Genomic DNA, 26,071 nt, shown 5'->3' with positions numbered 1-26,071 from the left:
GAGATCTCGCCATGACCGCCGTCCTCCCCGTCCGTCGCCCGGGGGCAGCCCTCCAGCTGCCCCTGGCCGAGGACACGCGCTCTCGCGCCGCCCGGATCGTGGGCCGCGTGGCCCCGTGGCTGGTCCGCGGAGTCATGGGCCTGGCCGTCCTGGTGTTCCTCGTCCTGGCCGTCGGCCCGCACCTGCTGGGCTACCGCACGATGACCATGCTGACCGCGAGCATGGCGCCGGGGATCGACCCGGGTGACGTCACCGTCGTCACGCCGATCTCGGTCTCCGAGGTCACCGAGGGCATGGTGATCACGTACCACAAGCCGATCGACGACCGCAGCCTCGTCACCCACCGGGTCGTCTCGGTCGAGACCGGCCCCGACGGGGCCGTGCAGATCCAGACCAAGGGCGACGCGAACGCCGCCGTCGACCCCTGGACGGCGACCCTCCAGGGCGACACCGCCTACGAGGTCCAGGCCGTCATCCCCGAGCTCGGCCACCTAATCCAGGCGCTGCGCGCCCCCGTGGTGACCCAGGTGCTGCTCTACGGCGCCCCGGCACTGCTGGCCGGCTGGCTGCTCCTGACCATCTGGCGCCCCACGACCACCGAAGAGGAGGGCACGGCATGACCACCATCCGTCGGGTCCTGATCCTGATCGGCCTCACGCTGGCCGTCACGGTCGCCGCCGCCATCCCAGCCTCCGCCGCCTTCCAGGACACCTACACGGCCAGGACGACCGTCGGCACCGGCACCGTCGCCGCCCCGGCGTCGGTCACCGTGAACGACTACTGCGGCCAGACCGCCAACGGCGGCTACTACGACGCGAACGGCACGTGGGTCACGACCTACTACTACTGGTACGACGCCACCGTCACCTGGCCGGCGAGCACCACCGCACGCGGCGTGACCGGCTACCGCGTCATGGCCCACCTGAACAACGGCACGTCGGTCGTCATGGCCGAGACCGACGCCGTCAACCGCACCGTGAACGCCCGCGTCGACCGCGGCTACCTGAACTACCAGCCGCGCGTCTCGGTCATCACGCTCACCAGCTACGGCTGGACGGCGGAGACGCCCCGGACGGCGGTGCTGGCGTGCTGACCGCCCTCGTCGTCGACGACGACTCCCACGCCCGCCGCCGGGTCGTCGGCCTCCTCCGCCTCGGCGGCTGGCAGGTGCGCGAGGCGGCCGACATCACCACCGCGCACCGCGTCGCCACCACCGCCGACCCGGACCTGGTCGTCACCGACGTGACCGTGGCCGGCGGGAACGGGATCGCGATGCTCCGCCGGATGCGGCACGAGGGTTCCCTCGCCCGCTTCCTGGTGGTCACCGCCGAGCCGACCGACGAGGACCGGGCCGGCGCCGTCACCGCCGGCGCCATCGCCTGCCTGGCCAAGCCGATCGGCGCCCGCATCCTCCTGGACTTCCTGCGCAGCCGGACCACGGGGCCGGCTGCGCAGGTCGAAGAACCGACCGAGCTCCGCGAGTGGGCCCACCTGCACGACGACGACGTCGACGCAGAGCTGATGGACCGGCTGCACGGCATGTACCTCGACGCCCTGCCGCACCGGCTCCAGGCCATCGCCTCGGGCACCCGGGCCGGAGATGCACCGGCAGTCGTCTCCGCGGCGCACACCCTCGCCGGCACCAGCGGCCAGTTCGGTCACCCGGACGTCGCCTCGGTCTGCCAGGCCATCGCCGCGGACGCCCGCCGCGGCGTCATGGCCCACGCCCGCGTCGTCGAACTGCAGGAACTCGCACGGGTCTGAGCCCGCCCGCACCCCGCACCACTCCAGAGACGGACCCCAGCACCATGTCGCACCACCCCCAGCACACCGGCGCACCCGCCGTCCTGACGGCCCTGGTCGTCGACGACTCCGCGGCCGCCCGGCACCGCATCTCCACGCTGCTGATCCTCGGCGGCTGGCGGGTGCACGAGGCCGCGGGCATGGACGCCGCCCTGCGCCTCGCGGCCGCCGTCGACCCCGACCTCGTGGTCACCGACATGGTCATGCGCAGCGGCCGCGGCACGTCGCTGATGCGCCGGCTCCGCGAGAACGGCAGCCGTGCCCGGTTCGTGGTGACCGCTGCCGCCCGCACCCAGCAGGTGCGGGCACTGGCCGCCTCCGCCGGGGCGGTGGCCTGCCTGGCCAAGCCCGTCGACCCCCGGCTGTTCGTGGACGTCATGAAGGGGCTGACCCCGGCGGGCACGACGGAGGTGCCGACCGCACCTGCCGCCGAGCCGGAGACGTCGCAGCGGGCCGAGGAGATGTACGCCAGCGCGCTGCCGCACCGGCTCGCCGCCATCGTGGCCGCCGCCCGGGCGGGCGACGCCGCCGGCGTCGCGGGCACCGCGGAGCTGCTGGCCGCCGTCAGCGCCCAGGTGGGACACGCGGACGTCGCGGCCGTCTCGACCGCTCTCGGCCGGGACGCCCGGCGGGGTGTCGTGCCGCAGGGACGGCTGATGGAACTGGTGCGGGTCTGCTCGCGGGCCGAGGGCCGCCGCTTCGCCGACGTCGCCCCCGCCTAGGGCCTCCGCTCAGGCCATCCAGCCGGCCTGACTCCGCGCTCCGGTCCGCTCCTCGCTCGCTGGCGCTCGCTGCGATGCTCCCGGAGCTGTCCTCAGGCGACGAGCCGGTAGCCCACTCCCCGCACGGTGCGGATCTCGGGAGAGTTCAGGCCGGCCGCGACGAGCTTGCGCCGCAGGTTCGACATGTGCGCCTCGACCAGCCGGAGGTTGCCCTCCCAGTCGGTCTGCCAGACCTCGCGCAGCAGGGTCTCCCGCTGCAGCACCCGGCCCGGCCGCGACGCCAGGGCGGCGAGCAGGTCGAACTCGGTCCGCGTGAGGTCGACGACCGAGCCGTCCACCCGCACCTCGCGGCTCTCCTCGTCCACCTCGAGCTCGGCGAGCCGGCGCACCGACTCCTCCACCGCCGCTGCGGGCTCGGCCGGCGCCGGGGCGGTGCGCGGGAAGCGCAGCATCGCCTGCACCCGCGCCACGAGCTCGCGCGGGGAGAACGGCTTGGCCATGTACCCGTCGGCGCCGACGGCCAGCCCGATGAGCAGGTCGACCTCCTCGGCGCGGGCGGTCAGCATCAGGACGTAGCACTGCGTCTCGGCCCGGATCTGCCGGCACACCTCGGTGCCGTCGGCATCCGGGAGCCCCAGGTCCAGCACGATCAGGTCGGGGGCGTCGCGGCGGACCTCGTCGAGGCACGCGGCTCCGGTGGCCGCCTCCCGGACGTCGAACCCGGCTCGGCGCAGCACCGTGGTGACGAGCTCGCGGATCTCGTCGGTGTCCTCCACGACGAGCACGGACTGTGCGGGCACGACCTCTCCTCCTCACCGACGGCGACGGTGCGGAGGACGAGCCCTCCGTTCACCTGTCCGGGTGATCGGCACCGGCGGGCCCGGGCTTGAGCCGAGCACCCGTGGGCAGGTCCTGCTCCCCCCGAGGAGTGAGGCTCAGCGGCGGTGGAGCTCCACCGCCACCGACTCCATCGGAGACGTGCCGCCGCGGTGCACCGCCGCGCACACGAGACCTCGCTCGCCGGCCAGCCGCTCGACCGCCTCCGTGATCTGCGCGTCCGATCCGGCCTTCATCACGGAGAACGCCACGAAGACCCGGCCACCCGGGGAGAGGATGCGGTCGACGACGTCCCACTCGGGGGCGGGCGGTGTCCAGAACGCGCGCACGTTGAACGAGACGACGAGGTCGAAGGACGAGGAATCGAGGTCCGCGGCGGTCAGCACGGCGGCCGCCAGGCGGACCCGTCCGGCGTCGACGGCCGCCCGGTTCCGCCGCGCGGCCGTCGCGATCATCGTGGCCGACCGGTCGACGCCGATCACGACGCCGTCGGTCAGCCGTTCGGCCAGCAGGGACACCAGCACGCCGTGCCCGCAGCCGACCTCCAGCACCCGGTCCGACGGGGACACCCCGACGACCTCGGCCGTCCAGGCCAGCCGCTCCGACGCGGGCACCGCCGGCCTCAGCTGAGCCCGCGGGTGGCCGGCGGGAGCACGCCACCCGCCACGAGTTCCGCCGCGGCGTCCTGCAGGGCCGTGAGCGCGACCCGCTGGGTGAACGGCCCGGTGGAGAGCCGGGCGACGCCCATCTCCTGGAGCTCCCGCACGGGCGGGGTCGCGCCGGGGACGGCCATGAGCGAGACCTTCCCGCGGCCGATGCCGTCCACCAGCGCGACGATCTCCTCGCGCTCGACCACGCCGGGGACGAACACCACGGGCGCGCCCGCGCCGAGGAACGCCCGACCGCGACGGACCGCCTCGGTGACCAGGTCGCTCCGCTGCGCCTCCGCGTCGGCGTGCAGGAAGGTGTCGGTGCGGGCGTTGAGCACGAAGTCGATCCCGGCGTCGCGACCGGCGCGCAGAACGGCCTCGACGGCCGCGACGGCGTCGTCGAGCGGCTGCATCCGGTCCTCGAGGTTGCCGCCGACGACACCGGCCCCTATCGCCCGGCGCGCGGTCTCCCCCGCATCGCCGTAGCCGGCCTCGAAGTCCATCGTCACCGGCAGGTCCACGGCCGCCGCGATGCGGCCGACCATGTCGAGGTGGACGTCCAGCGGGATGTTCTCGCCGTCCTCGTAGCCGAAGGTCGCGGCGATGGCGTGGCTCGCCGTCGCCACCGCCCGGACGCCGTCGGTGGCCGCGACCACGCGGGCCGACGCCACGTCCCAGACGTTGGCCAGCACGAAGATCCCGGGTGCGGTGTGCAGGTCGAGCAGGGTGCGCGCGCGGATGCTCAGATCGGTCATGATCGGAACCTAGGGCGCGGGTCCGACATCCTGACCAGTCCACTTGACGCCGATCGGTCAGGTAAGGCTAACCTGCATCCAATGCCCAGGGTTCTGCCTCTGGACGGCAGACCCTGCTCGCGCTACCGGTGAGGCGACCGTCATGTACGTGTGCCACTGCAACGTGGTGACCGACCGCGACATCCTCGAGTCCATCGCGAACGGCGCGCGCTGCGTCGCCGACGTCGCCCGCGAGACCGGTGCCGGGCGCACCTGCGGCAACTGCATCAGTTCCCTCCGCGAGCTCGTGTGTCAGCATTGCCCGGTCCGTGCCGAGCGCCGTGCCGATCAGGCCGCCGAGCAAGAAGTGGAAGTGGCTGGTGCAGCCCGTTAGCCCCCGTGTGGTCGAACTGCTCAACGACGCGCTCACCTTCGAGCTGACCGTCACCAATACGTACTTCCTGAACGCCCGCATGCTCGACGCCTGGGGTCTGCCCAAGCTCGGCAAGGTCTTCTACGACCTCTCGATCGACGAGATGCGCGACGCCGACGCCCTGATCCAGCGCGTCCTGCTCTTCGACGGTCACCCGAACGTCCAGCGGCTCGGCGCGATCCGCGTCGGCGAGACGGCCGAGGAGATGCTGGTCCTCGCGCTGGACAGCGAGAAGGCCGCCGTCGCGCAGTTCAACGCCTCCGCGAAGGAGTGCCACGAGCTCGGCGACCACGGCACCGCCGCCGTCTTCGAGGAGATGGTCCGCGACGAGGAGAAGCACGCCGACTGGTTCGAGGCGCAGCTCGGGGCCATCGAGCGGGTCGGCGCGCCGCAGTACCTCGCCGCGCAGATCAGCACCGAGACGCCCTGAAAAGGACCCCTCTGCCCCCCACGCCTCGCAGGCTCGGCGCGGGACCCTGCAGAGGGGCCGAACGCAGCGAGGGCCGCTCCCCGTTCGGGGAGCGGCCCTCGTCGTCCTACTCGACCAGCAGCTCGCGCAGCTCCTCGAGCTGCAGCGTCGCAGCGCGCAGACCGATCCCCGTGTAGAAGACGTCGTCCTCGACAGCGAATGCCCGGCCGTCGGTGACGGCGGTCAGCCGCGGCCAGAGCGGGCCGGCTACGACGGCCGCCTCACCGGAGTCGCCGGCCGCCCCGTAGGACGAGTACAGGACGATGTCCGCGTCCACCTGGCTGACCTCCTCGGCGCTGAGCTCGGCGAACGTGGGGACCTGGTCGGTGGGCAGCTGCAGGTGGTCCAGTCCGATGTCTGCCATGACCGTGCCGATGAACGACTCCGCGGTGTAGACGCGGATGGTGCCCTCGACGAAGCGCGCGGTGCTCACCGTCGTCCCGGCCGGGTCACCGATCTCCTCCCCCAGCGCAGCGGCGTCGGACTCGTACGCCTCGAGCAGTTCCTCGGCCTCGTCCTCCAGACCGAGCGCCTCGGCGTCGAGCAGGAAGTTCTCCTTCCAGACCGCTCCGACGCGGTCGGCGAAGACCGTCGGCGCGATCTGCGCGAGTTCCTCGTAGATGTCCTCGTGCCGGGTTCTGCTGGACAGGATGAGGTCCGGCTCGAGGGCGGCGATCGCCTCGAGATTGGGTTCGGCGATCGTGCCGACGACCTCGACGTCGGCGGCGTCGTCGGCCAGGTAGGTCAGGAAGTCCTCGGAGACAGCGGTGGTGACGGCGCCGACGGGGGTGACGCCGAGGGACAGCGCGGTGTCCAGCTCTCCGGTGTCGAGGACGACGACCCGCTCGGGTCGCTCGGGGATCTCCGTGCTGCCCATGGCGTGTTCGACGGTCCGGGGGAACGCCGCATCCTCGGTCGCCGACGGCTCGGACCCGCCGTCGTCGGCGCCGCCGCACGCGGTGAGCAACAGCGCGGCGGTCAGCGCCAGACCGGCGGTGGACAGGGCGGGGTGTCTCATCGTTCTCCTTCTGGGTCGGCACGCACATCGGTGGGTCGTGCCTCTGGAACCCTGCGCGACCGTGTGCAAGACTCCGGTCGAAGCCAGGTGAGGCTAGCCTAAGTCAGCCGCCGGCAACCGGGAGAGGGCGCATGACAGTCGAGGCACTGCAGGTCCCGGTCTACCGACCCTTCGCCGTCCAGGTCGCCCGGCTGCAGCGGCTGAGCCCGAGCTTCCTGCGGGTCACCTTCACCGGCGCCGACATGCCCGAGTTCTCGTCGAACGGGTTCGACCAGCGGATCAAGGTCATGCTGCCCCTACCCGGCCGCGGGATCGACGACTGCCCCACCGATCCCGACTGGTACGGCGCGTGGCGGGCGCTCCCGGCCGAACGCCGGATGCCGATCCGCACGTACACGATCCGCGCGCTGCGCCCGGAGCTCGGCGAGGTCGACGTCGACTTCGTGCTGCACGGCGCGACCGGTCCGGCCTCGGCCTGGGCCGAGACCGCCGCCGTCGGCGACGAGGTCGTCCTGATCGGCCCGAACGCCCGGTTCCCCGGACCCACCGGTGGGTTCGAGTGGCACCCGCCGCTCGACGCGTCCTGCCTGCTCATCGCCGGCGACGAGACGGCCGTGCCGGCGATCTGCGCGATCGTCGAGACGCTCCCGGCCGGCCAGCAGGCGCGCGTCCTCCTGGAGGTGCCGACCTCGGCCGACGCGCTGAACATCGTGGCGCCCGCCGGGGTGCAGGTCACCTGGCTCCCCCGCTGGCCCGACGACGGCACGCCGCCCGCCCCGCGCGGTGCGCGGCTGACGGCCGCCGTGGTCGCCGCGGTCGACGACCTGGCCGACGTCCTCGCCCCCACCCCCGGCGTCGAAATCGAGGACGTCGACGTCGACGCCGGGATCCTCTGGGAGGTGCCGCAGGAGGAGTCCCTCCCCCGCCGGTCCTCGGGCGTCTACGCCTGGCTGGCCGGCGAGGCGGGCGTCGTCAAGGGCCTGCGCCGACACCTGGTCCAGGAACGGGGCGTCGATCGCCGCGCCGTCGCCTTCATGGGCTACTGGCGGGACGGGAAGACCAGCGACTGACGCCCTCCGGTTGACACCGTGACAGCGGCCGGTGTCGCATGGACGCCATGAGCGGTGGCATGGTCGTCCCTGTGATCGACGTGCCGATGACCGACGTGCTGGCGACCGACGGGCTGAGCATCATCGGCACGGTCGGCTTCTTCGTCCCGGCCGCCGTCCTCATCGGCCTCGTCATCGGCGCCGTCGTCCGTGACCGCCGGCTCAGCGCCCGCGAGGACGCCGAGGAGGCCCGCCGCGCGGCGATGGCCCGCGAGGAGATCCCTACTCCCCCTGCAGCTGACTGAGCGCCGTCTCCACCGCGGCCTCCACGGCCGCGGCCATCTCCGTGCGGAACGCGGCCAGGACCGCCTGAGCAGCCACCGGCTGCAGCCGCGAGACCGTGTCCAGCACGGTCTCCAGCCGGTCGGCGGGCGCGCCGGCATCGACGAACGCCTGCCATCCGGTGGCCACGAACATCTGCACGTAGGTCTGCGCGATCGCGCGGACGTGCTCGTTGACCCGCGTCTGCGCGTCGATGAGGGCATCGGGCGGGACGCCGAGGCCGACCACCTGGAGCCCGGCCGCCAGCAGCGCGGGATCCCGCACCTCCAGGTCGCCGTCCCCCAGCCGACGGACCAGGCCCAGCTCGACGAGCCGGTCGACCAGCGCGGGGTCCTCCGGCACGCCGGCCCGCGTGGCGAGCTCGGCACCGGTGATGACCTCCGGCTCGGACGGCAGCCACGGCGCGAGCAGTGCCCGGTGCAGGGCGAGCGTCGCGGTGCTGGCGTTCACCGGCGCGGAGGCGAGGGTGCGTTCGATCATGGCCAGCGAGTAGCCCTCGGCGAGCATCTCGCGGACGAGCACCAGCCGGGTCACGTGCTCGCGGCCGTAGAAGCCGGTCCGGCCCACCATCCGCGGGGGCGGGAGGAGTCCGCGGGCGGAGTACGCACGGAGGTTGCGCACGGTGACGCCGACGCGCGCGGCGAGCTCGTCGACCGTCATCTCCCGGTCGACGTCTACCTCCGGACCTGGGTCCTCGTGCGGGCTCTCGCCGGGCGTGACCACGGACACCTCCTCTCCTCCGTGACGTTCCACGGTATGCGGTCGTTTATGTATCAGTTGTCTATGTCACCGTCATGGGTGTTCCATACCCCTCATGGCCCTTGGGAGTTTCCGTGCTGCTCGCCGCTGACACACGTCCCGCCGGAGGAGCCGCGATCGGCGAGGTGATCCTGGCGACCGGGATCGGCGCCGCGCTGACCGCGGTGCTGCTCGGTCTGGTGTTCCTCCACCGGACGCGCAGGTCCACCATCCTGACCCGCATCGGGAACCGACTGGGCAAGGCGACCGGTGTGCCGGCCTGGGTGGCGCTGCCGACGATCCTGACCACGATCTCGCTGCTGGTCGCGCTGCTCGGGATGCTGTGGGACATCGCGCTGCACATCGGCGTCGGCCGGGACGAGGGTCCGCTGGCCAACCCGGCGCACTTCCTCATCCTCTTCGGGCTGTTCGGCGTCTTCGCCGGTGGCGTCCTCGCCTGTTCGATGCCCCTCGACGAGAAGCCCGGCCCGTCCGCGGTCCGCTTCCTGCGCGGCTGGGACGTCCCGGTCGGCGGCATCCTGCTCACGGCCGCGGGCTTCTACGCCCTGCTCGGCTTCCCCCTGGACGACGTCTGGCACCGCATGTTCGGCCAGGACGTCACGCTGTGGGGACCCACCCACCTGATGCTCATCGGCGGCGCCGGGCTGTCCATCGTCGGCCTGCTGGTGCTCGAGCAGGAGGGCCACGGCGGGCTCTCCACCGACGACGGCGACCGCAAGGTGGGCCAGACCGCCCGGTTCATCCGCCAGGCCTCCGCGATGGGCGGGCTCCTGCTCGGTCTCTCGGTGTTCCAGGGCGAGTACGACTTCGACGTCCCGCAGTTCCGCCTGGTGCTCGAGCCGCTCATGATCGCCGGCGCCGCGGGGCTCGCGCTCGTCGCGGCGCGGCTGTTCATGGGTCGCGGCGGGGCGATCGCCGCGACCGTGTTCTTCCTGGTCATCCGCGGCGGCATCGCCCTCGTCGTGGGCCCGGGCCTGGGTGAGATCACCCCGGGCTTCCCGCTGTACCTGGGTTCGGCCGTCGTCGTCGAGCTGCTGGCCCTGTCGGTCGCGCTGGCGCGCAAGCCGCTCGTGTTCGGAGCCGTGGCCGGGGTCCTGATCGGCACGATCGGGCACGCGACCGAGTGGGGCTGGACGCAGTTCACCCAGGAGCTGTCCTGGACCAGCGACATCCTCGTCGAGGGCACCCTGATGGGCATCGTCGGCGGCGTCGCCGGCGGTCTGCTCGGCGCCCTCCTCGCCTCGGGCCTGCGCCGGCGGCTCCCGCGCCCGGCCGTGGCCCGGACCGTCCTCGTCGGTTCCCTCGTGGCCATCGCGGCAGCCGTCACCAACGGCCTGATCGCCACCGTGCCCGACGACCTCGAGGCCACGTTCGCCATCGAGGACGTCCAGAACGACCCGCGCACCGCGAACATCAGCGTCCAGCTGGAGCCCGCCGACTTCGTCGACGACCCCGCCTGGGTGCAGATCACCTCGTGGCAGGGCGACGGTCTGGTCGTGAACACCCTCGAGCGGACCGGTGAGGGCGCGTACCGGACGACGGAGCCCATCCCCGTCGACGGGACGTGGAAGGCACTGCTGCGGGTCCACGACGGTCGAGTCCTCACGGCCGTGCCGATCTACCTGCCCGAGGACCAGGCCCTGGGTGAGGAGGAGATCCCGGCCGAGGACGGGATGACGCGTGGGGCCATCCCCGAGGTCGAGATCCTCCAGCGGGAGCTCAAGGACTCCGGCGGCGGACTGTGGACCGTGGCGAACCTGGTCGTGCTCGCCTGCACCCTCGCCCTCGTCGCGGCGATCTCCTGGGGTGTGGGGCGGTACTCCCGCCGCGCGAGCAGCCGCGAGCCCTACCCCGACACCGCCGCCGATCCGCCGGCCGGGGACGATGCCGACCGGCCGACCAGTGACCTCGGCCGCCGCTGACCTCCTGCTCCCCCAGCCATCCCCGGAGAACACCTGTGTCCTTTCGTCCTGCCCGGCTCCGCGCTGCCCTGATCGGCCTGGCCCTCGCCACGGTCGTGACCGGCTGCGCCGGCACCGACCCGGAGGCCGCTCCCGGGAGCTCCTCGTCCGGTAGCGCCTCGTCGTCCGCGAGCAGTGCGGCGTCGTCCGCGCCCGCGACCTCCGCCACCCCGGCGGCGCCCGCCGGGCAGCGGATCGAGGTGACCGTCACCGGCGGTCAGGCCAGTGGGGACACCGGCCGTGTGCCGGTACCGGTCGGGGAGCACGTCGTCCTCGTCGTCACCAGCGACGCCCCCGACGAGCTGCACGTGCACGGCTACGACCTGGGTGCTGACCTCGTCCCGGGCACCCCGGCGACGATCGAGTTCGACGCGACGATCCCGGGGGTGTTCGAGGTGGAGCTGCACGACGCGGGGACGCAGCTCCTCTCGCTGCAGGTCGGGTGATCGTCCTCGCCCACGGGGTCGGCTCGCGGACCGACCTGCCGATCCCGATCGGTTTCGCGCTCTACGGCGCCGGCGCCGCGATCCTCGTGAGCTTCGCCGTCCTGGTGCTCTTCTGGCGCACGCCGAGGCTCGGCGGGTCGGGCTCGGGCCGCCCGCTGCCGGGCGGGGTGCAGCGCCTGCTCGACGGCGCCCCGTTCCGCCGCGGTCTCCAGGCCGCGGCGCTCGCCGTCGCCGCCCTCGTCGTCGCCGTCGCGCTGTGGGGTCCGGCGGACACCGACCGGAACCTCGCCCCCTGGGTTCTCTACGTCACCTTCTGGGCGGGACTCGTCCCGCTGAGCCTCCTGGTCGGCCCGGTCGCGCGGCTGGCCAATCCGTTGCGGCTCCTGCACCGTGGGCTGCGCGGACTGGTGCCCCGCGCGCCCGGCGTCGCCCGGCTGCCGGCCCTGGGTCTCTGGCCCGCCGCCGCCTCGCTGCTGGTCTTCGTCTGGCTCGAGCTGGTCTACCCGGGGCGCGCGGAGCCCGTCACGGTCGCGGTCTTCCTGATCGGCTACGCCGTCGTGCAGGTGGGCCTCGCCCTGTGGTTCGGCGAGGACTGGTTCGCGCAGGGGGACGGCTTCGAGGCCTACTCGACCCTGATCGCCAGGCTGTCCCCGTGGGGACGACGCGACGACGGCCGACTCGTGCTGCGCAACCCCCTCGCCAACGCGATCGCCACCCCGCCCTCCCCCGGGCTCGCCCCCCTCGTCGTGGTGCTGCTCGGCTCGACGGCGTTCGACGGGCTGTCGCGCACCGTCTTCTGGCAGACCGGTCCCGGGGCGGCGAACGACACGCTGTCCGGGACGCTCGGCCTGCTCGCCATGGTCGCGATCGTCGCCGTCCTCTACGCGCTGGGCACCCGGCTGTCGGGCCGGATGGCGGGCCAGGACCCCGCCGTCCAGCCGGCGCGGTACGCGGCCACGGTCATCCCGATCGCCCTCGGCTACACGGTGGCCCACTACTTCAGCCTCCTGGCCCTGGACGGGCAGACCACCTGGATCCTGATCAGCAACCCCTTCGGCATCGACGGGGTCGACCTGTTCGGCACCTACGGCAACCGCGTGGACCTCACCGCGGTCAGCTCCGACGCGATCGCGCTCGTCCAGGTGGGCGCGATCATCGTGGGCCACGTCATCGGGGTGACGCTCGCCCACGAGAGGGCCCTGCTGTCCGCCCGGCGGGCCCGGGCGTCGGACCAGCTGCCGCTGGTCGTCGTGATGGTGCTGTTCACCCTCGGCGGCCTGGGCCTGCTGTTCGGCTTCTGACCCGCCCGCCCGCGCCCGCCCGGCGCGGGGGTGAGACGTGGGTGATTCGGCTGGATCCCCACCTGCCGCCCGCCGATGCAGCAAGGGCCGGGAACCGGCGCCACCGGGGTCCGCTGCCCCGCCCGAGCGGAAGGACCGCTCCCGTGATCGCTGTCACCTGCCGCAACGGCCGGCACTTCACCATCGACCCCACGCTCATCGAGCGCGTGGAGATCGACCCGGACACCGTCGTCCACCTCGTGGACGGCACCAAGTACGTCGTCGCCGACAGCATCGACCACCTGCTCCTGACGATCCGCGACCACGGCGCGGCACTCACCGTCGCACAGAAGCGGCTCGCCGGTGGGACCGCGGAGCTCGCCGACCACGCGACGTCCGTCCGCAACGGCACGTTGCGCGTCGAACGCCGCCAGTACGACCGGAGCGTCGAGTCCGGCCGATCGGCCGCCGACCGCCGCCCGGCCGGAGACGTCCCGGACCCCGACGGGACCTGACCCCGGGCCAGCAGCCGCCCGTCACTCCGGCGGCTCGGCCGGTGCCAGGACGCGGTCGTAGAGGACGGCAGCCAGGACCCCGCCGATCGTGGGCGCCAGCAGGTAGATCCACAGCGAGCCGAGGTCCGCGGCCAGCAGGTTCGGGCCGAAGGCCCGGGCCGGGTTGACCGCGCCGCCGGTCAGCGGACCGGCGACGAAGATGCCGGCGGCCAGGGCGAAGCCGACGGCCACCGGCGCGATCGCGCTCTCGGCCCGGTCGTCGGTGGCCACGGAGACGACGACGAGCACCAGGACGAAGGTGACCAGGAGCTCCACGACGAAGGCCTGACCGGCAGAGACGCCGTCCATCGGATGGGTCGCACCGAGCGCCCCCTCGCTGCGCGCCCGGCCGCCGTAGCTGACCCAGGTGGCCAGCGCGCCCAGCACCCCGCCGGCCAGCTGTGCCAGCACGTACACGCCGGCCGCCGACCACGGGAACCGGCCGGTCGCCGCCAGACCGATGGTCACGGCCGGGTTCAGGTGGCAGCCCGAGACGTGCCCGAATGCCGCCACGAGCGCGACCAGGGTGACCCCGAAGGCGAGCACCACCGCCAGCGTGTCGTAGACGTCGACACCCCGGGCGGCCGTCGCCACGGCGGCGCTGGTCCCGACGAACACCAGGATCGCCGTACCGATGCACTCCGTCACCGCGGCCCGGATCGGACGTGGACCCACGCTGCTGCCGTACAACCCCGCCGCCGACGACCCCCGTGCAGCACCCGTCGTGCTCATCTTCAGTTCTCCCCGTAGCCCCGTCCCGCGCCGTCCGCGCCGGGGCACCGTCCATGCCCAGCCGGCGCGGGCCGGAAGCGTGGATGTCCGACGGCCTCCGGACCCGCGATGTGGACTGCGGGCGGTCCCGCGACGCAACCGTCAGGCGGAGGTCCGCGGACTCCCGGGGCGGACACCGCGCTCGGCGGCGAGTGCGGCCAGCAGCAGGGCGACGACGTCCTCCGGCGCGCCGTCACCCGGGACGGCGGCGCCGGGCTCGTCGTCCTGCAAGGGCTCCAGGGTCGCCAGCTGGCTGTCGAGCAGGGACGACGGCATGTAGTGGCCGGAGCGGTCCGCGACCCGCCGCCGGAGCACCTCGGCATCGGCGGTGACGTGCGCGAACCAGACCGAGGGGTGTCCGTCGCGCAGCAGGTCGCGGTAGCTGCGCTTGAGCGCCGAGCACGTGACGACGACGGAGGCGCCGGCCCGCTCGTGCTCCCCGAACCAGGCGGCCAGGGAGCGCAGCCAGGGCCAGCGGTCGTCGTCGTCCAGCGGCCGGCCGCTGCGCATCTTCTCGACGTTGGCGGGCGGGTGGAAGTCGTCCCCCTCGGCGAACTCCCACCCCAACCGCTCCACGAGGCCGGCCGCGACCGTCGTCTTCCCGGATCCGGACACCCCCATCACGACGATCGACGTGGGCGCCACCTGGGTCTCCGGCTGCATGGCGCGACCGTATGCCCCCCGCCGGTGCGCCGGCGCCCCGTGCCCCCGGATGAGAGCGGCCTCATCGAGAGCTCATCGGGACGTCACCGGACGCGTGCACCGTCCTCCGGTGACCTCTCCCGCCGTGCCGGCGCCCGTGGACCCCGACGTCGTGGCGGCGTGGCCGCCCTCGCTCCAGCTGCTGCTCGGGGAGCCGGCCGCCGACCTCTGGACCGCCGTCCTCGCTCCCCTGGGCGGCCGGCTGCGCACGCTGCGGGCCACCACGGTCTCCCTGCAGCCCGACGGCGCCGCGACGGCGCAGTACTCCGCCGCGGTCGCGTGGGCCGACGGCCGGGAGACGCGGGAGTCCCTGGCCGCGACGACCGGTACGCGCATCCCCGAGGGCGCCGCCGTGCTGGAGGGCGCGTCCGGGACGGATACGGTGCGGGTCGGCCTGTGGCGGTGGCCGCTGGACCCGGCGCTCCCCGGTCTGGCCTGGGCGTCGTCGTCGGCCGCCGTGGGCGCCCGACTCGGTGAGCTCGGGCTGGTCCCCGGGCCGCCGCGGTTGACGCTGCGCTCCTACCGCCCGGGCCGCCGGGCGGTGGTCGAGGCGCAGACGCCGGAGGGGCGGCTGTTCCTCAAGGTGGTCCGGCCCTCGGCGGTCGACCAGCTGGTGGCGCGGCACGAGCTCCTGGCCGGCGCCGTGCCGGTCCCGCCGGTGCAGGCCGCCACCCCCGACGGCGTGGTGGTACTGCCCGGGCTGCCCGGCAAGCCGATGCGGGCACTGCTCGCCGCGGACGGCTGCGGGTTGCCGTCACCCGACGAACTGGACCGCGTGCTGGACGCGCTGCCCCTCGGGGTGGCCGGGCTGGGAGCCCCGGGGCGGCGGCGACCGGGCGACGGGCCGGCGCGGGCCGGCGACCACGCGGCGGTGCTGGCCGCCGTCGCGCCACGGTTGCGCCCCCGGCTCGACGCCCTCACGTCCCGCCTGGCCGCGACCGACCCCGGCGAGCACGACCTCGTTCCGGTGCACGGCGACTTCTACGAGGCCCAGCTGCTCGTGGACGACGGCCGGATCGTGGGGCTGCTCGACGTCGACACCGCGGGGTGCGGCCACCGGATCGACGACTGGGCGACCCTGCTGGCCCATCTCGCCGTCCTGGAGCAGGTGCTCCCCGTCCCCGCGACGTCGGTGCGGTACCGGCAGGAGGTCGAGACGGCCGCCCTGCGGCGCTGGCCCGCCGCGCAGGTGCGGACACGGGTGGCCGCCGTGCTGCTGGGCCTGGCCACCGGACCCTTCCGGGTACAGCAGCCGGGCTGGCCGGCCGTCACCGCCGAGCGGGTCGCCCTCGCCGAGCAGTGGGCCCGCCCCGCATGAGAGGCCCTTCATCCGAGTCTCCCCGGGCTCTCACCCGCGGCGGACAACCTCAGTGGTGTCAGCGACACGACACCTCGACGGAAGGAACTCCTCCCATGACCCGCCGCCCCGCCACCTGGAAGATCGTCACCTTCGGCGCCGCCCTGACCGGCCTCGGTGTTACCGGCGTCGGCCTCGCCGCCGCCGACGACGACCGCTCCGGCCCGGTGCCCGACAGCGTGACGGTCGCCGCCCCGGTCGCTGACGCATCCGCGCAGTCCGCGTCGGACTCCCCCGACGCCTCCGTGGCCGCCGCTCCGGCCGACGCGTCCCCGGAGTCTGCCGACTCCCCCACCGAGAGCGTCACCGACAGCCCCGACGCCGCGCCGGTCGACGCGTCCCCGGAGACCGCCGACTCGCCCGCCGAGAGCGCCTGGGACTCGGCTGACGTGCAGAGCGCCGACGTCGACACCCCCGACGTCCAGACCCCGGACGTCGACAGCCCGGACACCGACGACTGACCCTCCGCGGAACGACCCCCCGGCGCACGGCGCCGGGGGGTCGTCGGCGTCTCAGGCCTCGAGCAGGCGGTAGCCCATCCCGCGCACCGTCTCGATGCGGTCGGCGCCGAGTTTCTTGCGGAGGTAGCGCACGTAGACGTCCACGACGTTGGAGCCGGGGTCGAAGTCGTAGCCCCAGACGTGGCTGAGCAGCTGCTCCCGGGCCAGCACCTGGCCCGGATGCCGCAGGAAGGTCTCGGCGAGGGCGAACTCCCGCGCGGAGAGGTCGACGGTGCGATCGCCTGCCCGCGCCCGGCGCGTGCGCAGGTCGAGGGACAGGTCACCGCAGCTGAGCACGGTCACCTCCGTGCCTCGGCCCCCGGCCAGGCGCAGCCGGATCCGGGCGAGCAGCTCCTCGAACCGGAACGGCTTGGGCATGTAGTCGTCGGCGCCACCCTCGAGGCCGGCGACGGTGTCCTGGACGCTGTCGCGGGCGGTCAGGACGACGACCGGGATGGTGCATCGCTCGGCCCGCAGCGACCGGAGGACCTCGAAGCCGTCCATCCCCGGCAGCCCGATGTCGAGTACCAGCAGGTCGAACTCGCCGCTGAGGGCTGAGGCCCGGGCCGTCCGGCCGTCACCGGCCACGGCGGTGGTGAAGCCGTGCGCCTTCAGCCCCTTCTCGATGAAGGAAGCGATGCGCGGCTCGTCCTCGGCGATCAGGACTCGGCTCACGGCCGGCCTCCTCGGGGTGCGATGGGTTCGTCGGTCGGGATGTCGGGCGTGGCGAGGTCGTCGTCCACGGTGTCGGTGCTGCCGTCGTCCGGCGGCGCGACCTGCGCCGGGATCACCAGCGTCACCGTCGTCCCGCGCCCGGTGACGCTGTCGAGCACAGCCGTCCCCCCGTGCGCCTGGGCGATGGCCGCCACGATGGCCAGGCCCAGCCCGGCGCCGTCGGAACGGCGGGCGCCGGCGGCTCCGCGGGCGAAGCGCTCGAAGACCCGCGCCCGGTCCTCCTCCGGGACGCCGGGCCCGGTGTCGGAGATCCAGAAGCGCAGCGCCCCGCCGCTGTACTGGCTGCCGACGGAGATGCGGACGCCGGGGGCGGTGTAGCGGACGGCGTTGTCGGCGAGGGCGACCAGCGCCTGGGTCACCCGCTGCGGGTCCAGCAGCGCGTCGACGCGGGCGGTCGTCTCCAGCGCCCAGTGCCGGTCGCCCAGCCGCCGCACCTTGTCGAACACCGCCGAGGTGAGCGCCTCGACGTCGACCGGCTGGGGGCGGACGAACCGCGGCTGCTCGGCCCGGGCGAGGAGCAGCAGGTCGGAGACGATGCGGTTCATCCGGTCCAGCTCGTCGTCCACGAGCGCCACGGTGTCCCGCACGTCGACCTGGTCGGTCGGGTCGAGGACCTCGAGGTGCCCGCGCACGATGGTGATCGGCGTCCGGAGCTCGTGGCCCGCGTCGTCGAGGAACCGGCGCTGGGCGGCGGCTCCCGACTCCAACCGGTCGAGCATCGCGTTGACCGACGTCGCGAGGTCGGTCAGCTCGTCGGCGGGACGCCCGTCCACGGGGATGCGCCCGGAGAGGTCGCGCTCGGTGATGCCCTGGGCGGTCGCGGCCACGTCGCGGACCGGACGCAGGATCCGGCCGGCCACCACCCAGGCACCGGCGGCGGCCAGCAGCACGGTGACCCCGCCGACGGCCAGCATCAGCCGCGCCGTGTGGTGGGCGGAGTCGCGCTCCTGGTCGGCGAAGTAGGCGACGACGGCGACCCCCGACCTCGGGTCGCCGGCGAGGGACACCGGGACGGCGAGGTAGCGGATCTCCCCGGCACCGCTCTCGTAGCGGCCGGCGACGGTCTCCTCGACCGAGCCCACCAGCCGGGTGAACTCGGCGTCCTCGCTGAGCAGGACCGGCGCCTCGATCCGGCTCTGGAACCGGTACGCACCGTCGACGTAGCCGAGGAACTTCTCGTTCGGCCGGGCCAGGTTGTAGGTGATGACGGTCTCGAGGACGGAGTCGACGGAGTCGAACGGCTCGCCGGTCCGTGGGTCGTTCCCCGACTCGACGATCTGCCGGAACTCGAACACCTCGGTGTCGAGGGTCAGGTCCATCCGCTCGTCGATCTCCCGGACGAGCAGCCGCCAGGTCACGAAGGTGAGGACGGCGAGGGCGAGGAACACGAGCAGCAGGACCCAGCCGATGATGCGGGTCCGCGCAGCGCGCGGCACCCAGCGTGAGCGGGTGGCGCCGCGCGCCTCAGTCATCGCCATCAGGGTCATCAACGTCATCCGGCCCGTCGTCGTCCCCGTCGTCCCCGTCGTCGTCGGGCAGCGGTGGGGGCGGGACGACATCGGCCGGCGCCGGCGCCGGGACCTCCGTGCTCGGGACCGGCGACGGCGAAGGCGCGTCCTGCGGTGTCCCGGGCGCCGGTGTCGTGGTGATCCGGATCGGCTCGGGCAGGCCCGGGCGCACGCTGCCCGCCGGCCCCAGCAGGGCCCATCCGCCCGCTGCGACCAGGACCAGCGCGACGGCGACCGCGATCAGGACGGGTCGCAGGCGCACCGGGCCAGCGTCCGTGCGTCACCGGTTCTGGAGGATGAGAGGACCGTGAGAGCTCTCTCATCCGACGCGCGCGTCAGCTGGTGGCGCCGTCGCGCTGCACGGCGGTGAACCGGAAGGCCATCTGACTGACCTTGCCCTGGTGCTCGTCCCCAGCGGTCTCCGGGAAGGAGATGGTCGCCAGCACGTGGTCGGTGCGACCGGGGGCCACGCTCACGGCGCCGGCGAGTGCCCGGTCCACCATGATCGGCCCCGCGTACAGCGGCGTCAGGTCGCCGCCGCAGGCGTACCCGCTGCCCGACACGGTCCACGACTCCGAGCAGGACTCGAGTGCGAGCTGCAGGCCGTGCAGGGGGTCGCTGTCGAGCACGCTGGACGTGGTCGCCCACGACGTGAAGGTCAGCGACTCCCAGGCGACGCTGCCGTCGTTGGTCACGTCGAACGGCGTCGCGCTGCTGTCACCCGGGAGGAACCCGCCGGTGGTGACGGGCACGGTGGCGTACGACGACGCCGGCGAGAGGTTGATCGAGACCGTGCCCGTGTCGACGGTGGGAACCACGGGGGTCGTGCTGTCGGTGAAGCTGCCGAAGGTGCCCAGGCCGGCGACGGCGGCGGCGGCCGCCACGACGCCGGCGGACGCGACGACCTTGGTGAGGGACGAACGGCGGGCAGCGGTGACGTCGGAACGGATCGACACGGATCTCCCCTAGCTGCGTGCCGGACGACGGTCGTCCGGGGTCAGCTCCCACCGTGGGCCCGGCAGCTCAGGATTCCCGCCGCTCAGCCGCAAGGGATCCGCAAGATGTGGCGCGTGCGTCAGATCGCGGACGCGAGGAGGCCGACCCCCAGGGCCGCCATGACGACCGCGATGACGACGTCGAGCACCCGCCAGGCCGCCGGCCGGGCGAACAGCGGGCGCAGCAGGCGGGCGCCGTAGCCGAGCGCGCTGAACCAGAGCACGCTGCCGACGGCGGCGCCGCCGGCGAACCACCACCTCCCGGCGCCACGGCTGTCGGCCACGGACCCCAGCAGCAACACGGTGTCGAGGTACACGTGCGGGTTCAGCCAGGTGAGGGCCAGGCACGTGGCAATGGTGGCGAGCAGGCCGTTCCGGGTGCCACCGGCGTCGACGGCGAACCACGCGGGCCGCAACGCCCGCCGGCCGGCGACGACTGCGTAGCCGAGCAGGAAGACGGCGCCTCCCACCCGGATGACGGTGATCGCGTCCGGGAGCCGGGCGCTGAGCCAGGAGTTGCCGGCGACCCCGGCGAGGATGAGGACCGCGTCCGACACCGCGCACACCGCCACGACCCCGGTCACGTGCTCGAGGCGGAGACCCTGCCGGAGCACGAAGGCGTTCTGGGCGCCGATGGCCACGATCAGGGAGAGGCCCATGCCCATGCCGGCGAGCGCTGCCAGGAGTCCGGTCATCACGGACACCGACGCTAGGAGGGGCTGCGCCGACAGTCCAGCTCATGTTCCTGCATCGCCATTAGCATCGCTGTTCGTGGACGTTGACCTCGCACAGCTGCGCACGCTCGTCGCCGTGATCGACGAGGGGACGCTGGAGGCGGCGGCCCGGCGGCTCCACGTGACCCCGTCGGCGATCTCCCAGCGTCTGCGGACCCTGGAGGTCGCGACCGGACGGGTCCTCGTTCAGCGGGGACGCCCGGCCACCGTCACCGCGGCCGGGGAGCCGGTGCTGCGGCTGGCGCGGCAGATCGGCCTGCTCGTCGCCGACGCCGACCGTCAGCTCGACCCTCCCGGGCCCGGCGACGTCCCGGTCGTCCCGATCGCGCTCAATGCCGACTCGATGGCCACGTGGGCGCTGCCCGCGCTCGCTCCCCTGGGCGCGACGGTCGCCCTCGACCTGCACAGCGCCGACCAGGCGCACACCAGCGCCCTGCTGCGGGCGGGCACGGTCATGGGGGCGGTGACCTCCGACGCCGAGCCGGTGGCCGGCTGCCGCGTGACGCCGCTCGGCAGCATGCGCTACCTGCCCTGCGCCGCACCCGGGTTCGTCCAGCGCTGGTTCGCGCACGGACCGGACACCGCCGCGCTGCAGCGGGCGCCGGTGGTCGTCTTCGACCGGCGTGACGACCTCCAGCACGTCTACCTGCGCCGGCGCCTCTCGACGACGTCGTCCGCTCCGATCCACTACGTCCCGTCGTCGGCGGACTTCCGCTCCGCGGTGGCGCTCGGGTTCGGGTGGGGGATGCTGCCGGAGGTCCAGCTCGACGGCGACCCCGCGGTCGTGCCCTTCGACCCGGCGGGCGCCGTCGACGTGCGGCTCCACTGGCAGCAGTGGCGCCTCCGGTCCGATCCGCTGGACCGGGTCGCCGACGCCCTGGTCCGGGCCGCGCACGACCAGCTCCGGTGACGCGGGCCGATCGCGTCAGGCAGGGGCGGCGGAGCCCGGCTCCACGATCGCGTCGGCGACCTCGCGCAGCTTGACGTTGCGCCGCTGGCTCATCTGCTTGAGCACCTGGAAGGCCCGGTCCGGAGCCAGGCGGTGCCGCTCCATGAGGATGCCCATCGCCATGCCGATCTGGCGGCTGGACTGCAGGGCCCGGCCCAGCTCCTCGACCTGCGCTCGGGCCGCGGCGAGGTCGAGCTGGGCCTGCGCCATCCGGCCGTCGGGCGCGACCTCGTCGGCGTCGCTCACGACGTCAGGGGCCCGGGCACGCGGGGAAGTCTGCCACGGGCGGATACAACGTAAACGCACACCGCAGGACGTCCGGCGCCGCGCCGCTCGCCACCCGGTGCGGGTCACCCCCGTGCGGCCGCCCGGGCCCGGGCGGCCGAGCGGATCAGGTGGTCGCGCTCGGCGACGTCCGTGGCCCGGGAGGCCGCGTCCGCGTACGCCCGCGCGGCGGCGGGCAGGTCGCCACCCAGCTCGTGCAGGTGACCGCGGACGGCGTGCCAGCGGTGCCGCTCGCCGAGCACCGCGCGCAGCCGCTCGGTCTCGCGCAACCCGGCCGCGGCGCCCAGGACGTGGCCGACCGCGACGGCGCGCCCCAGCACCCCGGCGGGGTCCTGGCGCACGGGGTCGTCGGAGAGGGCGACGAGGTCGTCGTACCACGCCAGGATCTGCGGCCAGTCGGTCTCCTCCGCGCGTTCGGCGTCGTCGTGCAGCGCCGCGATCGCGGCCTGGATCTGGTAGCGGCCGGGGCGCTGCACGGCCAGGGCCGACTGCAGGACGCGCACGCCTTCGGCGATGCGGCGGGTGTCCCACAGCCCGCGGTCCTGCCGGTCCAACGGCACGATCCGGCCCTCGCCGTCCAACCGCGCCGGACGACGGGCGTGGTTGAGGAGCATCAGCGCCAGCAGCCCACGGGCCTCCGGTTCCGCCGTGGCGAGGGTGAGCTGGCGGGCGAGCCGGATCGCCTCGGCCGCCAGGTCCACCTTGCCGGAATGACCGGCGTTGTAGACGAGGTAGAGCACGCGCAGGACGACAGCGAGGTCCCCCGGCTGGTCCAGGCGGCGACCCGCCAGGGCGCGCTTGGCCCGGCTGATGCGCTGCGCCATCGTCGCTTCCGGCACGAAGAAGGCATCGGCGATCTCGCGGGTGGTGAGGCCGCCGACGGCCCGCAGGGTCAGGGCGACCTGGGAGGCGGGCGCGAGGTCGGGGTGGCAGCAGCAGAACAGCAGGAAGAGGGTGTCGTCGCCCTCCTCAGTGTCGACCGGCTGCGGCTCGGCAGAGGTTCCCTCCTCGCGGCGGGCACGGGCCGCCGCGCTGCGCCGGGCGTCGACGAGCCGCCGGGTCGCCACCGTCGCCAGCCAGGCCCGCGGATCGCGCGGCGGGTGCTCCGGCCACACCCGCAGCGCCTCGAGCAGCGCCTCCTGCAGCGCATCCTCGGCGGAGTCGAAGTCCTCACCCCGCCGCACCAGGGCGGCGAGCACCCGGGGGACGAGAGCGCGCAGGGCGCCCTCGTCCAGGGGGTCGGCGTGCCCCACCGGGACCTCAGTCGTCCGCCGGGGCGTGGGACATGACCTCCCGGACGTCGATCCACTCGCACAGCGGCGCCCCGCCCGGGCCGGGCTCGGAGGAGATGTGGGCCGCGATCTCGACCGCCCGCTCCCGCGATTCGACGTCGACCAGGTACCAGCCGGCCACCAGATCGCTGGTCTCGGGGAGCGGGCCGTCCGTCGTGACCGGCGCGGCGTCCGGCCCGCCGTAGCGCACCCACGTCTGCGCCGGCGTCAGCGCCTGGACGTCCACCAGCTCGCCGCTCCCCTCCAGCAGCTCACCGACATGCGTGAGGAAGGCGAAGTGCGCCTCCACGTCCTCCGGGGCCCACTGGTCCATCGGGGGGAAGGGCCGGTGCTGCTCGGGGCCGCCGCGGTAGTGCTTGAGGAGCAGGTACTTCGGCATCGGATCTCCTGGTGTCGGAAGCCGCCTGTCGCGGCCGCTCACCAGGTGAGCGGAGCCGCTCGGAGCTTCTCGACATCCTGGCAGGAAAAAGATGCAGGCCGTCCTCCCGGCGGGAGAACGGCCTGGTCGTGCGGTGGAGCTGAGGGGACTCGAACCCCCGCACCCCCAGACCTCCAGGGTGGCTGGGAGGGGTCTGCGCACGTCCGCCGACATCCGTAAGGGCTTCGAGCGTGCGGCGGTGCTCGGAGAGAGCACGCCAGTCGGGTGTCGCGGTGATGCCCATGCCGGCTCCACGTCGGTGCAGTCGTGCCTCTTGTGACGTGGCCGAGCAGGTTCGACCCGGCAAGCGAGTGACGAACGACTCACCACTCGACCCTCACGTAACGGACGAGTTCCCGGCAAGCTGTGGTTGACACCAACGACGGCGCCCGCACCCACGATCCCCTGGTCGGCGATCCCGGCCGGACTCGGGGCGCGGAGCAGCCTTCCCCCACCGGTGCGACACCGCGCCCCCTCGAATTCGGCACCGCCTCCGGTGCTGCCCGCCTGCGCCGAAGACGCGCACCGAACGAGACGGACCCATGACTTCAGTCCTCCCCATCACCCCCGCGCCACGGTTGCGACGTCCCACCTGGCTCTCGCCGAAGGTCGCCCGCACCGAGATCCTCGCCGGCATCGTCGTCGCCCTCGCGCTGATCCCCGAGGCGATCAGCTTCTCCATCCTCGCCGGGGTCGATCCTCGCGTCGGGCTGTTCTCCTCCTTCGTGATGGCCGTGGTCATCGCCTTCACCGGCGGCCGCCCGGCGATGATCACCGCCGCCACCGGCGCGATCGCATTGGTCGTCGCCCCGCTCGCCCTGGAGTACGGCGTGGAGTACCTCCTCGCCGCCGTCGTGCTCGGCGGCGTCTTCCAGGTGCTGCTGAGCCTGACCGGGTTCGCCCGCCTGATGCGGTTCATCCCCCGCAGCGTCATGGTCGGCTTCGTCAACGCGCTGGCGATCATGATCTTCATGGCACAGCTGCCGCAGCTGATCGACGTCCCGTGGCTGGTCTACCCGCTGGTGGCCGCAGGACTGGCGATGATCTTCCTGCTGCCGAAGCTGACGAAGGCCGTGCCCGCCCCGCTGGTCTCCATCGTCGTGCTCACCGTCCTGACCGTGGCCGCCGGCTTCACCGTGCCGAACGTGGGCGGCGAGGGCGAACTGCCTGACGCCCTGCCCTTCTTCGGCCTCCCGGACATCCCGTTGACCTTCGAGACGCTCGGCATCATCGCCCCGTACGCCCTCGGCGTCGCCCTGGTCGGCCTCATGGAGTCGCTCATGACCGCCAAGCTCGTCGACGACCTCACCGACACCCACTCGAACAAGACCCGCGAGTCCTGGGGCCAGGGCGTCGCCAACATCGCCTCGGGCTTCTTCGGCGGCATGGGCGGCTGCGCCATGATCGGCCAGACGATGATCAACGTGAAGTCCGGCGCACGCACCCGGCTCTCCACCTTCCTGTCCGGCGCCTTCCTGCTCGTCCTGGTCGTCGCCCTGGGCGACGTCGTCGCCACCATCCCCATGGCCGCCCTCGTCGCGGTGATGATCTTCGTGTCGATCGCCACCTTCGACTGGCACTCCCTGCAGACCATCCACCGGATGCCCAAGAGCGAGACCGCCGTCATGCTCACGACCGTCGCGGGCACCCTGTTCACCCACAACCTCGCGATCGGCGTGGGCGCCGGTGTCCTCGTCGCCTGTGTCCTCTTCGCCCGCCGCGTCGCCCACCTCGCCGAGGTCACCAGCGTCACCGACCCCGACGGCGACACCCGGGTCTACTCGGTCACGGGGGCCCTGTTCTTCGCGTCCAGCAACGACCTGTACACCCGGTTCGACTACGCCGACGACCCGGACAACATCGTGATCGACCTGACCGACGCCCACGTCTGGGACGCCTCCACCGTCGCCGCCCTCGACGCCATCACCCACAAGTACGAGACCCGCGGCAAGAAGGTGGAGATCGTCGGCCTGACCGGCCACTCGGCGGATCGCTTCGACCGGCACACCGGCCAGCTCGCCGGCGCCCACTGAGGCACGGGTGACTCGCGGGACGACGTCCCGCTGACCGCCACCTCGAGTGCGCGGGCATGTCCGGGCCCCACCTCCGGGGCGTTCGCCGATGTCCGTCCGGCCGCCCCGGAGCACGCACCGGTGCGGCACTGACGGCGAGGGATGCGACGAGCGCGCGGACAGTGACCAACGGCTCACCGTGAAACCCTGACGTCAAGGATGAGTTCCCGGCAGACTTTCGTTGCTCACGCGTGACGGCGTCCGGCAACGGGCACCAAGGGTTGACACGCCCCACGGTCCGCACCGCTCCGCAGTCTCCTGGCGCGCTGATGCGCCACCCGGACGCGGCATCGCCCCCAGTACTGCCCACCTGCGTCGACGACGGCGCACCGAGAGATTCGGGTCCATGTCCTCCGCTGTCGCTGCTCCGCGCACCCCCCGCTTCCGTCGGCCGACGTGGCTGTCCCCGCGGGTGGCCCGAACCGAGGTCCTGGCCGGTCTCGTCGTCGCCCTGGCGCTGATCCCGGAGGCGATCAGCTTCTCCATCCTCGCCGGGGTCGACCCGCAGGTGGGCCTGTTCTCCTCGTTCGTGATGGCCGTGGTCATCGCCTTCACCGGCGGCCGCCCGGCGATGATCACTGCCGCCACCGGCGCCATCGCGCTGGTGGTCGCGCCCTTGGCGCTCGAGTACGGCGTCCAGTACCTGTTCGCCGCCGTCATCCTCGGCGGCATCTTCCAGGTGCTGCTGGGGCTGGT

At 73.5% G+C, this 26,071-nt stretch carries 32 protein-coding genes; 17 read left to right on the top strand and 15 right to left on the bottom strand.

Features of this window, described 5'->3' with window-relative positions; genetic code table 11:
• The first annotated feature begins 11 nt into the window (after nt 1–11).
• Genes CRP30_RS21785 through CRP30_RS21775 form a run of 4 tightly spaced genes read left to right on the top strand, consistent with a single transcriptional unit; the run spans nt 12 to nt 2,525 of the window.
• Nucleotides 12–620: a signal peptidase I gene (locus CRP30_RS21785; RefSeq protein WP_200814909.1), complete on the top strand. Its 609-nt coding sequence runs from the start codon at nt 12–14 to the stop codon at nt 618–620.
• A complete protein-coding gene (locus CRP30_RS22380; protein WP_143278531.1) occupies nt 617–1,093 on the top strand; it encodes a hypothetical protein in 477 nt (158 codons plus the stop codon). Before CRP30_RS21785 ends, CRP30_RS22380 begins: the two co-directional genes overlap by 4 nt.
• Nucleotides 1,087–1,764: a response regulator gene (locus tag CRP30_RS21780; protein ID WP_143278530.1), complete on the top strand. Its 678-nt coding sequence runs from the start codon at nt 1,087–1,089 to the stop codon at nt 1,762–1,764. Before CRP30_RS22380 ends, CRP30_RS21780 begins: the two co-directional genes overlap by 7 nt.
• Nucleotides 1,765–1,808: 44 nt before the next feature.
• On the top strand, nt 1,809–2,525 hold the full coding sequence (locus tag CRP30_RS21775; RefSeq protein ID WP_097186133.1) for a response regulator: 717 nt from the start codon (nt 1,809–1,811) through the stop codon (nt 2,523–2,525).
• 92 nt (nt 2,526–2,617) lie between these two features.
• On the opposite strand, the gene CRP30_RS21770 is transcribed toward CRP30_RS21775, so the two are convergent.
• The 3 genes from CRP30_RS21770 to CRP30_RS21760 all read right to left on the bottom strand — a co-directional run bounded on the left by CRP30_RS21770 (nt 2,618) and on the right by CRP30_RS21760 (nt 4,767).
• Nucleotides 2,618–3,325 (bottom strand): response regulator, encoded by a 708-nt coding sequence (locus CRP30_RS21770; RefSeq protein ID WP_097186132.1) that lies wholly within the window; start codon nt 3,323–3,325, stop codon nt 2,618–2,620.
• 135 nt (nt 3,326–3,460) lie between these two features.
• Nucleotides 3,461–3,976 carry a class I SAM-dependent methyltransferase gene (locus CRP30_RS21765; RefSeq protein WP_235003612.1) on the bottom strand — a complete coding sequence of 172 codons (516 nt, stop codon included), beginning with the start codon at nt 3,974–3,976 and terminating at the stop codon, nt 3,461–3,463.
• 8 nt (nt 3,977–3,984) lie between these two features.
• Entirely contained in the window at nt 3,985–4,767 is a 783-nt protein-coding gene (locus tag CRP30_RS21760) for an isocitrate lyase/PEP mutase family protein (protein ID WP_097186131.1), read from the bottom strand.
• A gap of 142 nt (nt 4,768–4,909) precedes the next feature.
• On the opposite strand from CRP30_RS21760, the gene CRP30_RS21755 reads away from it, so the two are divergent.
• The gene (locus CRP30_RS21755; RefSeq protein ID WP_097186130.1) at nt 4,910–5,140 is read left to right on the top strand and encodes a (2Fe-2S)-binding protein; all 231 of its coding nucleotides are present in this window, start codon (nt 4,910–4,912) and stop codon (nt 5,138–5,140) included.
• A complete protein-coding gene (gene bfr / locus CRP30_RS21750; protein ID WP_097186129.1) occupies nt 5,127–5,609 on the top strand; it encodes a bacterioferritin in 483 nt (160 codons plus the stop codon). Before CRP30_RS21755 ends, bfr begins: the two co-directional genes overlap by 14 nt.
• A gap of 106 nt (nt 5,610–5,715) precedes the next feature.
• Here bfr and CRP30_RS21745 read toward each other — a convergent pair whose 3' ends face one another.
• Nucleotides 5,716–6,666: an ABC transporter substrate-binding protein gene (locus tag CRP30_RS21745; RefSeq protein ID WP_097186128.1), complete on the bottom strand. Its 951-nt coding sequence runs from the start codon at nt 6,664–6,666 to the stop codon at nt 5,716–5,718.
• 131 nt (nt 6,667–6,797) lie between these two features.
• Here CRP30_RS21745 and CRP30_RS21740 point away from each other — a divergent pair, with 131 nt between their 5' ends.
• Both CRP30_RS21740 and CRP30_RS21735 read left to right on the top strand, forming a co-directional pair.
• Complete coding sequence (locus CRP30_RS21740; protein WP_097186127.1) at nt 6,798–7,736, top strand: siderophore-interacting protein; 939 nt, start codon at nt 6,798–6,800, stop codon at nt 7,734–7,736.
• Between the two features lie 59 nt (nt 7,737–7,795).
• The gene (locus CRP30_RS21735) at nt 7,796–8,020 is read left to right on the top strand and encodes a hypothetical protein (protein WP_143278529.1); all 225 of its coding nucleotides are present in this window, start codon (nt 7,796–7,798) and stop codon (nt 8,018–8,020) included.
• Here the strand turns inward: CRP30_RS21735 and CRP30_RS21730 are convergent.
• Nucleotides 7,998–8,786, bottom strand: a complete 789-nt coding sequence (locus tag CRP30_RS21730; protein WP_097186125.1) for a MerR family transcriptional regulator — start codon at nt 8,784–8,786, stop codon at nt 7,998–8,000. The two genes, CRP30_RS21735 and CRP30_RS21730, sit on opposite strands and share 23 nt — an antisense overlap.
• A gap of 104 nt (nt 8,787–8,890) precedes the next feature.
• Between CRP30_RS21730 and CRP30_RS21725 the strand changes: the two genes are divergently transcribed.
• The 4 genes from CRP30_RS21725 (at nt 8,891) to CRP30_RS21710 (ending at nt 13,018) form a co-directional block, all read left to right on the top strand.
• The gene (locus CRP30_RS21725; RefSeq protein ID WP_200814907.1) at nt 8,891–10,738 is read left to right on the top strand and encodes a hypothetical protein; all 1,848 of its coding nucleotides are present in this window, start codon (nt 8,891–8,893) and stop codon (nt 10,736–10,738) included.
• A gap of 35 nt (nt 10,739–10,773) precedes the next feature.
• Nucleotides 10,774–11,223: a cupredoxin domain-containing protein gene (locus CRP30_RS21720; RefSeq protein ID WP_097186124.1), complete on the top strand. Its 450-nt coding sequence runs from the start codon at nt 10,774–10,776 to the stop codon at nt 11,221–11,223.
• The gene (locus CRP30_RS21715) at nt 11,220–12,524 is read left to right on the top strand and encodes a hypothetical protein (RefSeq protein ID WP_097186123.1); all 1,305 of its coding nucleotides are present in this window, start codon (nt 11,220–11,222) and stop codon (nt 12,522–12,524) included. The genes CRP30_RS21720 and CRP30_RS21715 overlap by 4 nt, the downstream gene beginning before the upstream one ends.
• A 143-nt stretch (nt 12,525–12,667) precedes the next feature.
• Nucleotides 12,668–13,018 (top strand): flagellar FlbD family protein, encoded by a 351-nt coding sequence (locus tag CRP30_RS21710; RefSeq protein ID WP_097186122.1) that lies wholly within the window; start codon nt 12,668–12,670, stop codon nt 13,016–13,018.
• Nucleotides 13,019–13,039: 21 nt separating this feature from the next.
• Here CRP30_RS21710 and CRP30_RS21705 read toward each other — a convergent pair whose 3' ends face one another.
• Both CRP30_RS21705 and CRP30_RS21700 read right to left on the bottom strand, forming a co-directional pair.
• Nucleotides 13,040–13,732: an MIP/aquaporin family protein gene (locus CRP30_RS21705; RefSeq protein ID WP_235003611.1), complete on the bottom strand. Its 693-nt coding sequence runs from the start codon at nt 13,730–13,732 to the stop codon at nt 13,040–13,042.
• A 198-nt stretch (nt 13,733–13,930) separates the two neighbouring features.
• A complete protein-coding gene (locus CRP30_RS21700) occupies nt 13,931–14,491 on the bottom strand; it encodes a gluconokinase (RefSeq protein WP_097186120.1) in 561 nt (186 codons plus the stop codon).
• 109 nt (nt 14,492–14,600) lie between these two features.
• Between CRP30_RS21700 and CRP30_RS21695 the strand changes: the two genes are divergently transcribed.
• Together CRP30_RS21695 and CRP30_RS21690 are read left to right on the top strand one after the other, a co-directional pair.
• Entirely contained in the window at nt 14,601–15,848 is a 1,248-nt protein-coding gene (locus CRP30_RS21695) for an aminoglycoside phosphotransferase family protein (RefSeq protein ID WP_159961864.1), read from the top strand.
• A gap of 95 nt (nt 15,849–15,943) precedes the next feature.
• Nucleotides 15,944–16,348, top strand: coding sequence for a hypothetical protein (locus CRP30_RS21690; protein WP_097186118.1), 405 nt, complete (start codon nt 15,944–15,946; stop codon nt 16,346–16,348).
• Between the two features lie 51 nt (nt 16,349–16,399).
• On the opposite strand, the gene CRP30_RS21685 is transcribed toward CRP30_RS21690, so the two are convergent.
• From CRP30_RS21685 to CRP30_RS21665, 5 genes are all read right to left on the bottom strand, one after another.
• On the bottom strand, nt 16,400–17,062 hold the full coding sequence (locus tag CRP30_RS21685; RefSeq protein ID WP_097186117.1) for a response regulator transcription factor: 663 nt from the start codon (nt 17,060–17,062) through the stop codon (nt 16,400–16,402).
• The gene (locus CRP30_RS21680; RefSeq protein ID WP_235003610.1) at nt 17,059–18,594 is read right to left on the bottom strand and encodes a sensor histidine kinase; all 1,536 of its coding nucleotides are present in this window, start codon (nt 18,592–18,594) and stop codon (nt 17,059–17,061) included. Before CRP30_RS21680 ends, CRP30_RS21685 begins: the two co-directional genes overlap by 4 nt.
• Complete coding sequence (locus CRP30_RS21675) at nt 18,587–18,892, bottom strand: hypothetical protein (RefSeq protein WP_097186116.1); 306 nt, start codon at nt 18,890–18,892, stop codon at nt 18,587–18,589. The genes CRP30_RS21680 and CRP30_RS21675 overlap by 8 nt, the downstream gene beginning before the upstream one ends.
• 73 nt (nt 18,893–18,965) lie before the next feature.
• Nucleotides 18,966–19,586: a hypothetical protein gene (locus tag CRP30_RS21670; RefSeq protein ID WP_097186115.1), complete on the bottom strand. Its 621-nt coding sequence runs from the start codon at nt 19,584–19,586 to the stop codon at nt 18,966–18,968.
• Nucleotides 19,587–19,705: 119 nt separating this feature from the next.
• Complete coding sequence (locus CRP30_RS21665; RefSeq protein WP_097186159.1) at nt 19,706–20,320, bottom strand: LysE/ArgO family amino acid transporter; 615 nt, start codon at nt 20,318–20,320, stop codon at nt 19,706–19,708.
• A gap of 76 nt (nt 20,321–20,396) precedes the next feature.
• Between CRP30_RS21665 and CRP30_RS21660 the strand changes: the two genes are divergently transcribed.
• Nucleotides 20,397–21,269 (top strand): LysR family transcriptional regulator ArgP, encoded by an 873-nt coding sequence (locus tag CRP30_RS21660; RefSeq protein WP_097186114.1) that lies wholly within the window; start codon nt 20,397–20,399, stop codon nt 21,267–21,269.
• Nucleotides 21,270–21,284: 15 nt separating this feature from the next.
• Here the strand turns inward: CRP30_RS21660 and CRP30_RS21655 are convergent, their stop codons facing one another.
• From CRP30_RS21655 to CRP30_RS21645, 3 genes are all read right to left on the bottom strand, one after another.
• Entirely contained in the window at nt 21,285–21,554 is a 270-nt protein-coding gene (locus tag CRP30_RS21655) for an ANTAR domain-containing protein (protein WP_097186113.1), read from the bottom strand.
• 104 nt (nt 21,555–21,658) lie between these two features.
• Nucleotides 21,659–22,846 (bottom strand): RNA polymerase sigma factor, encoded by a 1,188-nt coding sequence (locus CRP30_RS21650; protein WP_235003609.1) that lies wholly within the window; start codon nt 22,844–22,846, stop codon nt 21,659–21,661.
• A 7-nt stretch (nt 22,847–22,853) separates the two neighbouring features.
• Nucleotides 22,854–23,264 (bottom strand): YciI family protein, encoded by a 411-nt coding sequence (locus CRP30_RS21645; protein ID WP_097186112.1) that lies wholly within the window; start codon nt 23,262–23,264, stop codon nt 22,854–22,856.
• 581 nt (nt 23,265–23,845) lie between these two features.
• Between CRP30_RS21645 and CRP30_RS21640 the strand changes: the two genes are divergently transcribed.
• Together CRP30_RS21640 and CRP30_RS21635 are read left to right on the top strand one after the other, a co-directional pair.
• On the top strand, nt 23,846–25,336 hold the full coding sequence (locus CRP30_RS21640; protein ID WP_097186111.1) for a SulP family inorganic anion transporter: 1,491 nt from the start codon (nt 23,846–23,848) through the stop codon (nt 25,334–25,336).
• A gap of 385 nt (nt 25,337–25,721) precedes the next feature.
• The coding region (locus CRP30_RS21635) for a SulP family inorganic anion transporter (protein WP_143278528.1) at nt 25,722–26,071 on the top strand (350 nt) is incomplete at its 3' end.

This window comes from Blastococcus haudaquaticus, from assembly GCF_900230285.1.
GTDB lineage: Bacteria > Actinomycetota > Actinomycetes > Mycobacteriales > Geodermatophilaceae > Blastococcus_B > Blastococcus_B haudaquaticus.
Note: the sequence above shows the minus strand (reverse complement) of the source record. Positions and strands in the feature narration are given on the sequence as shown.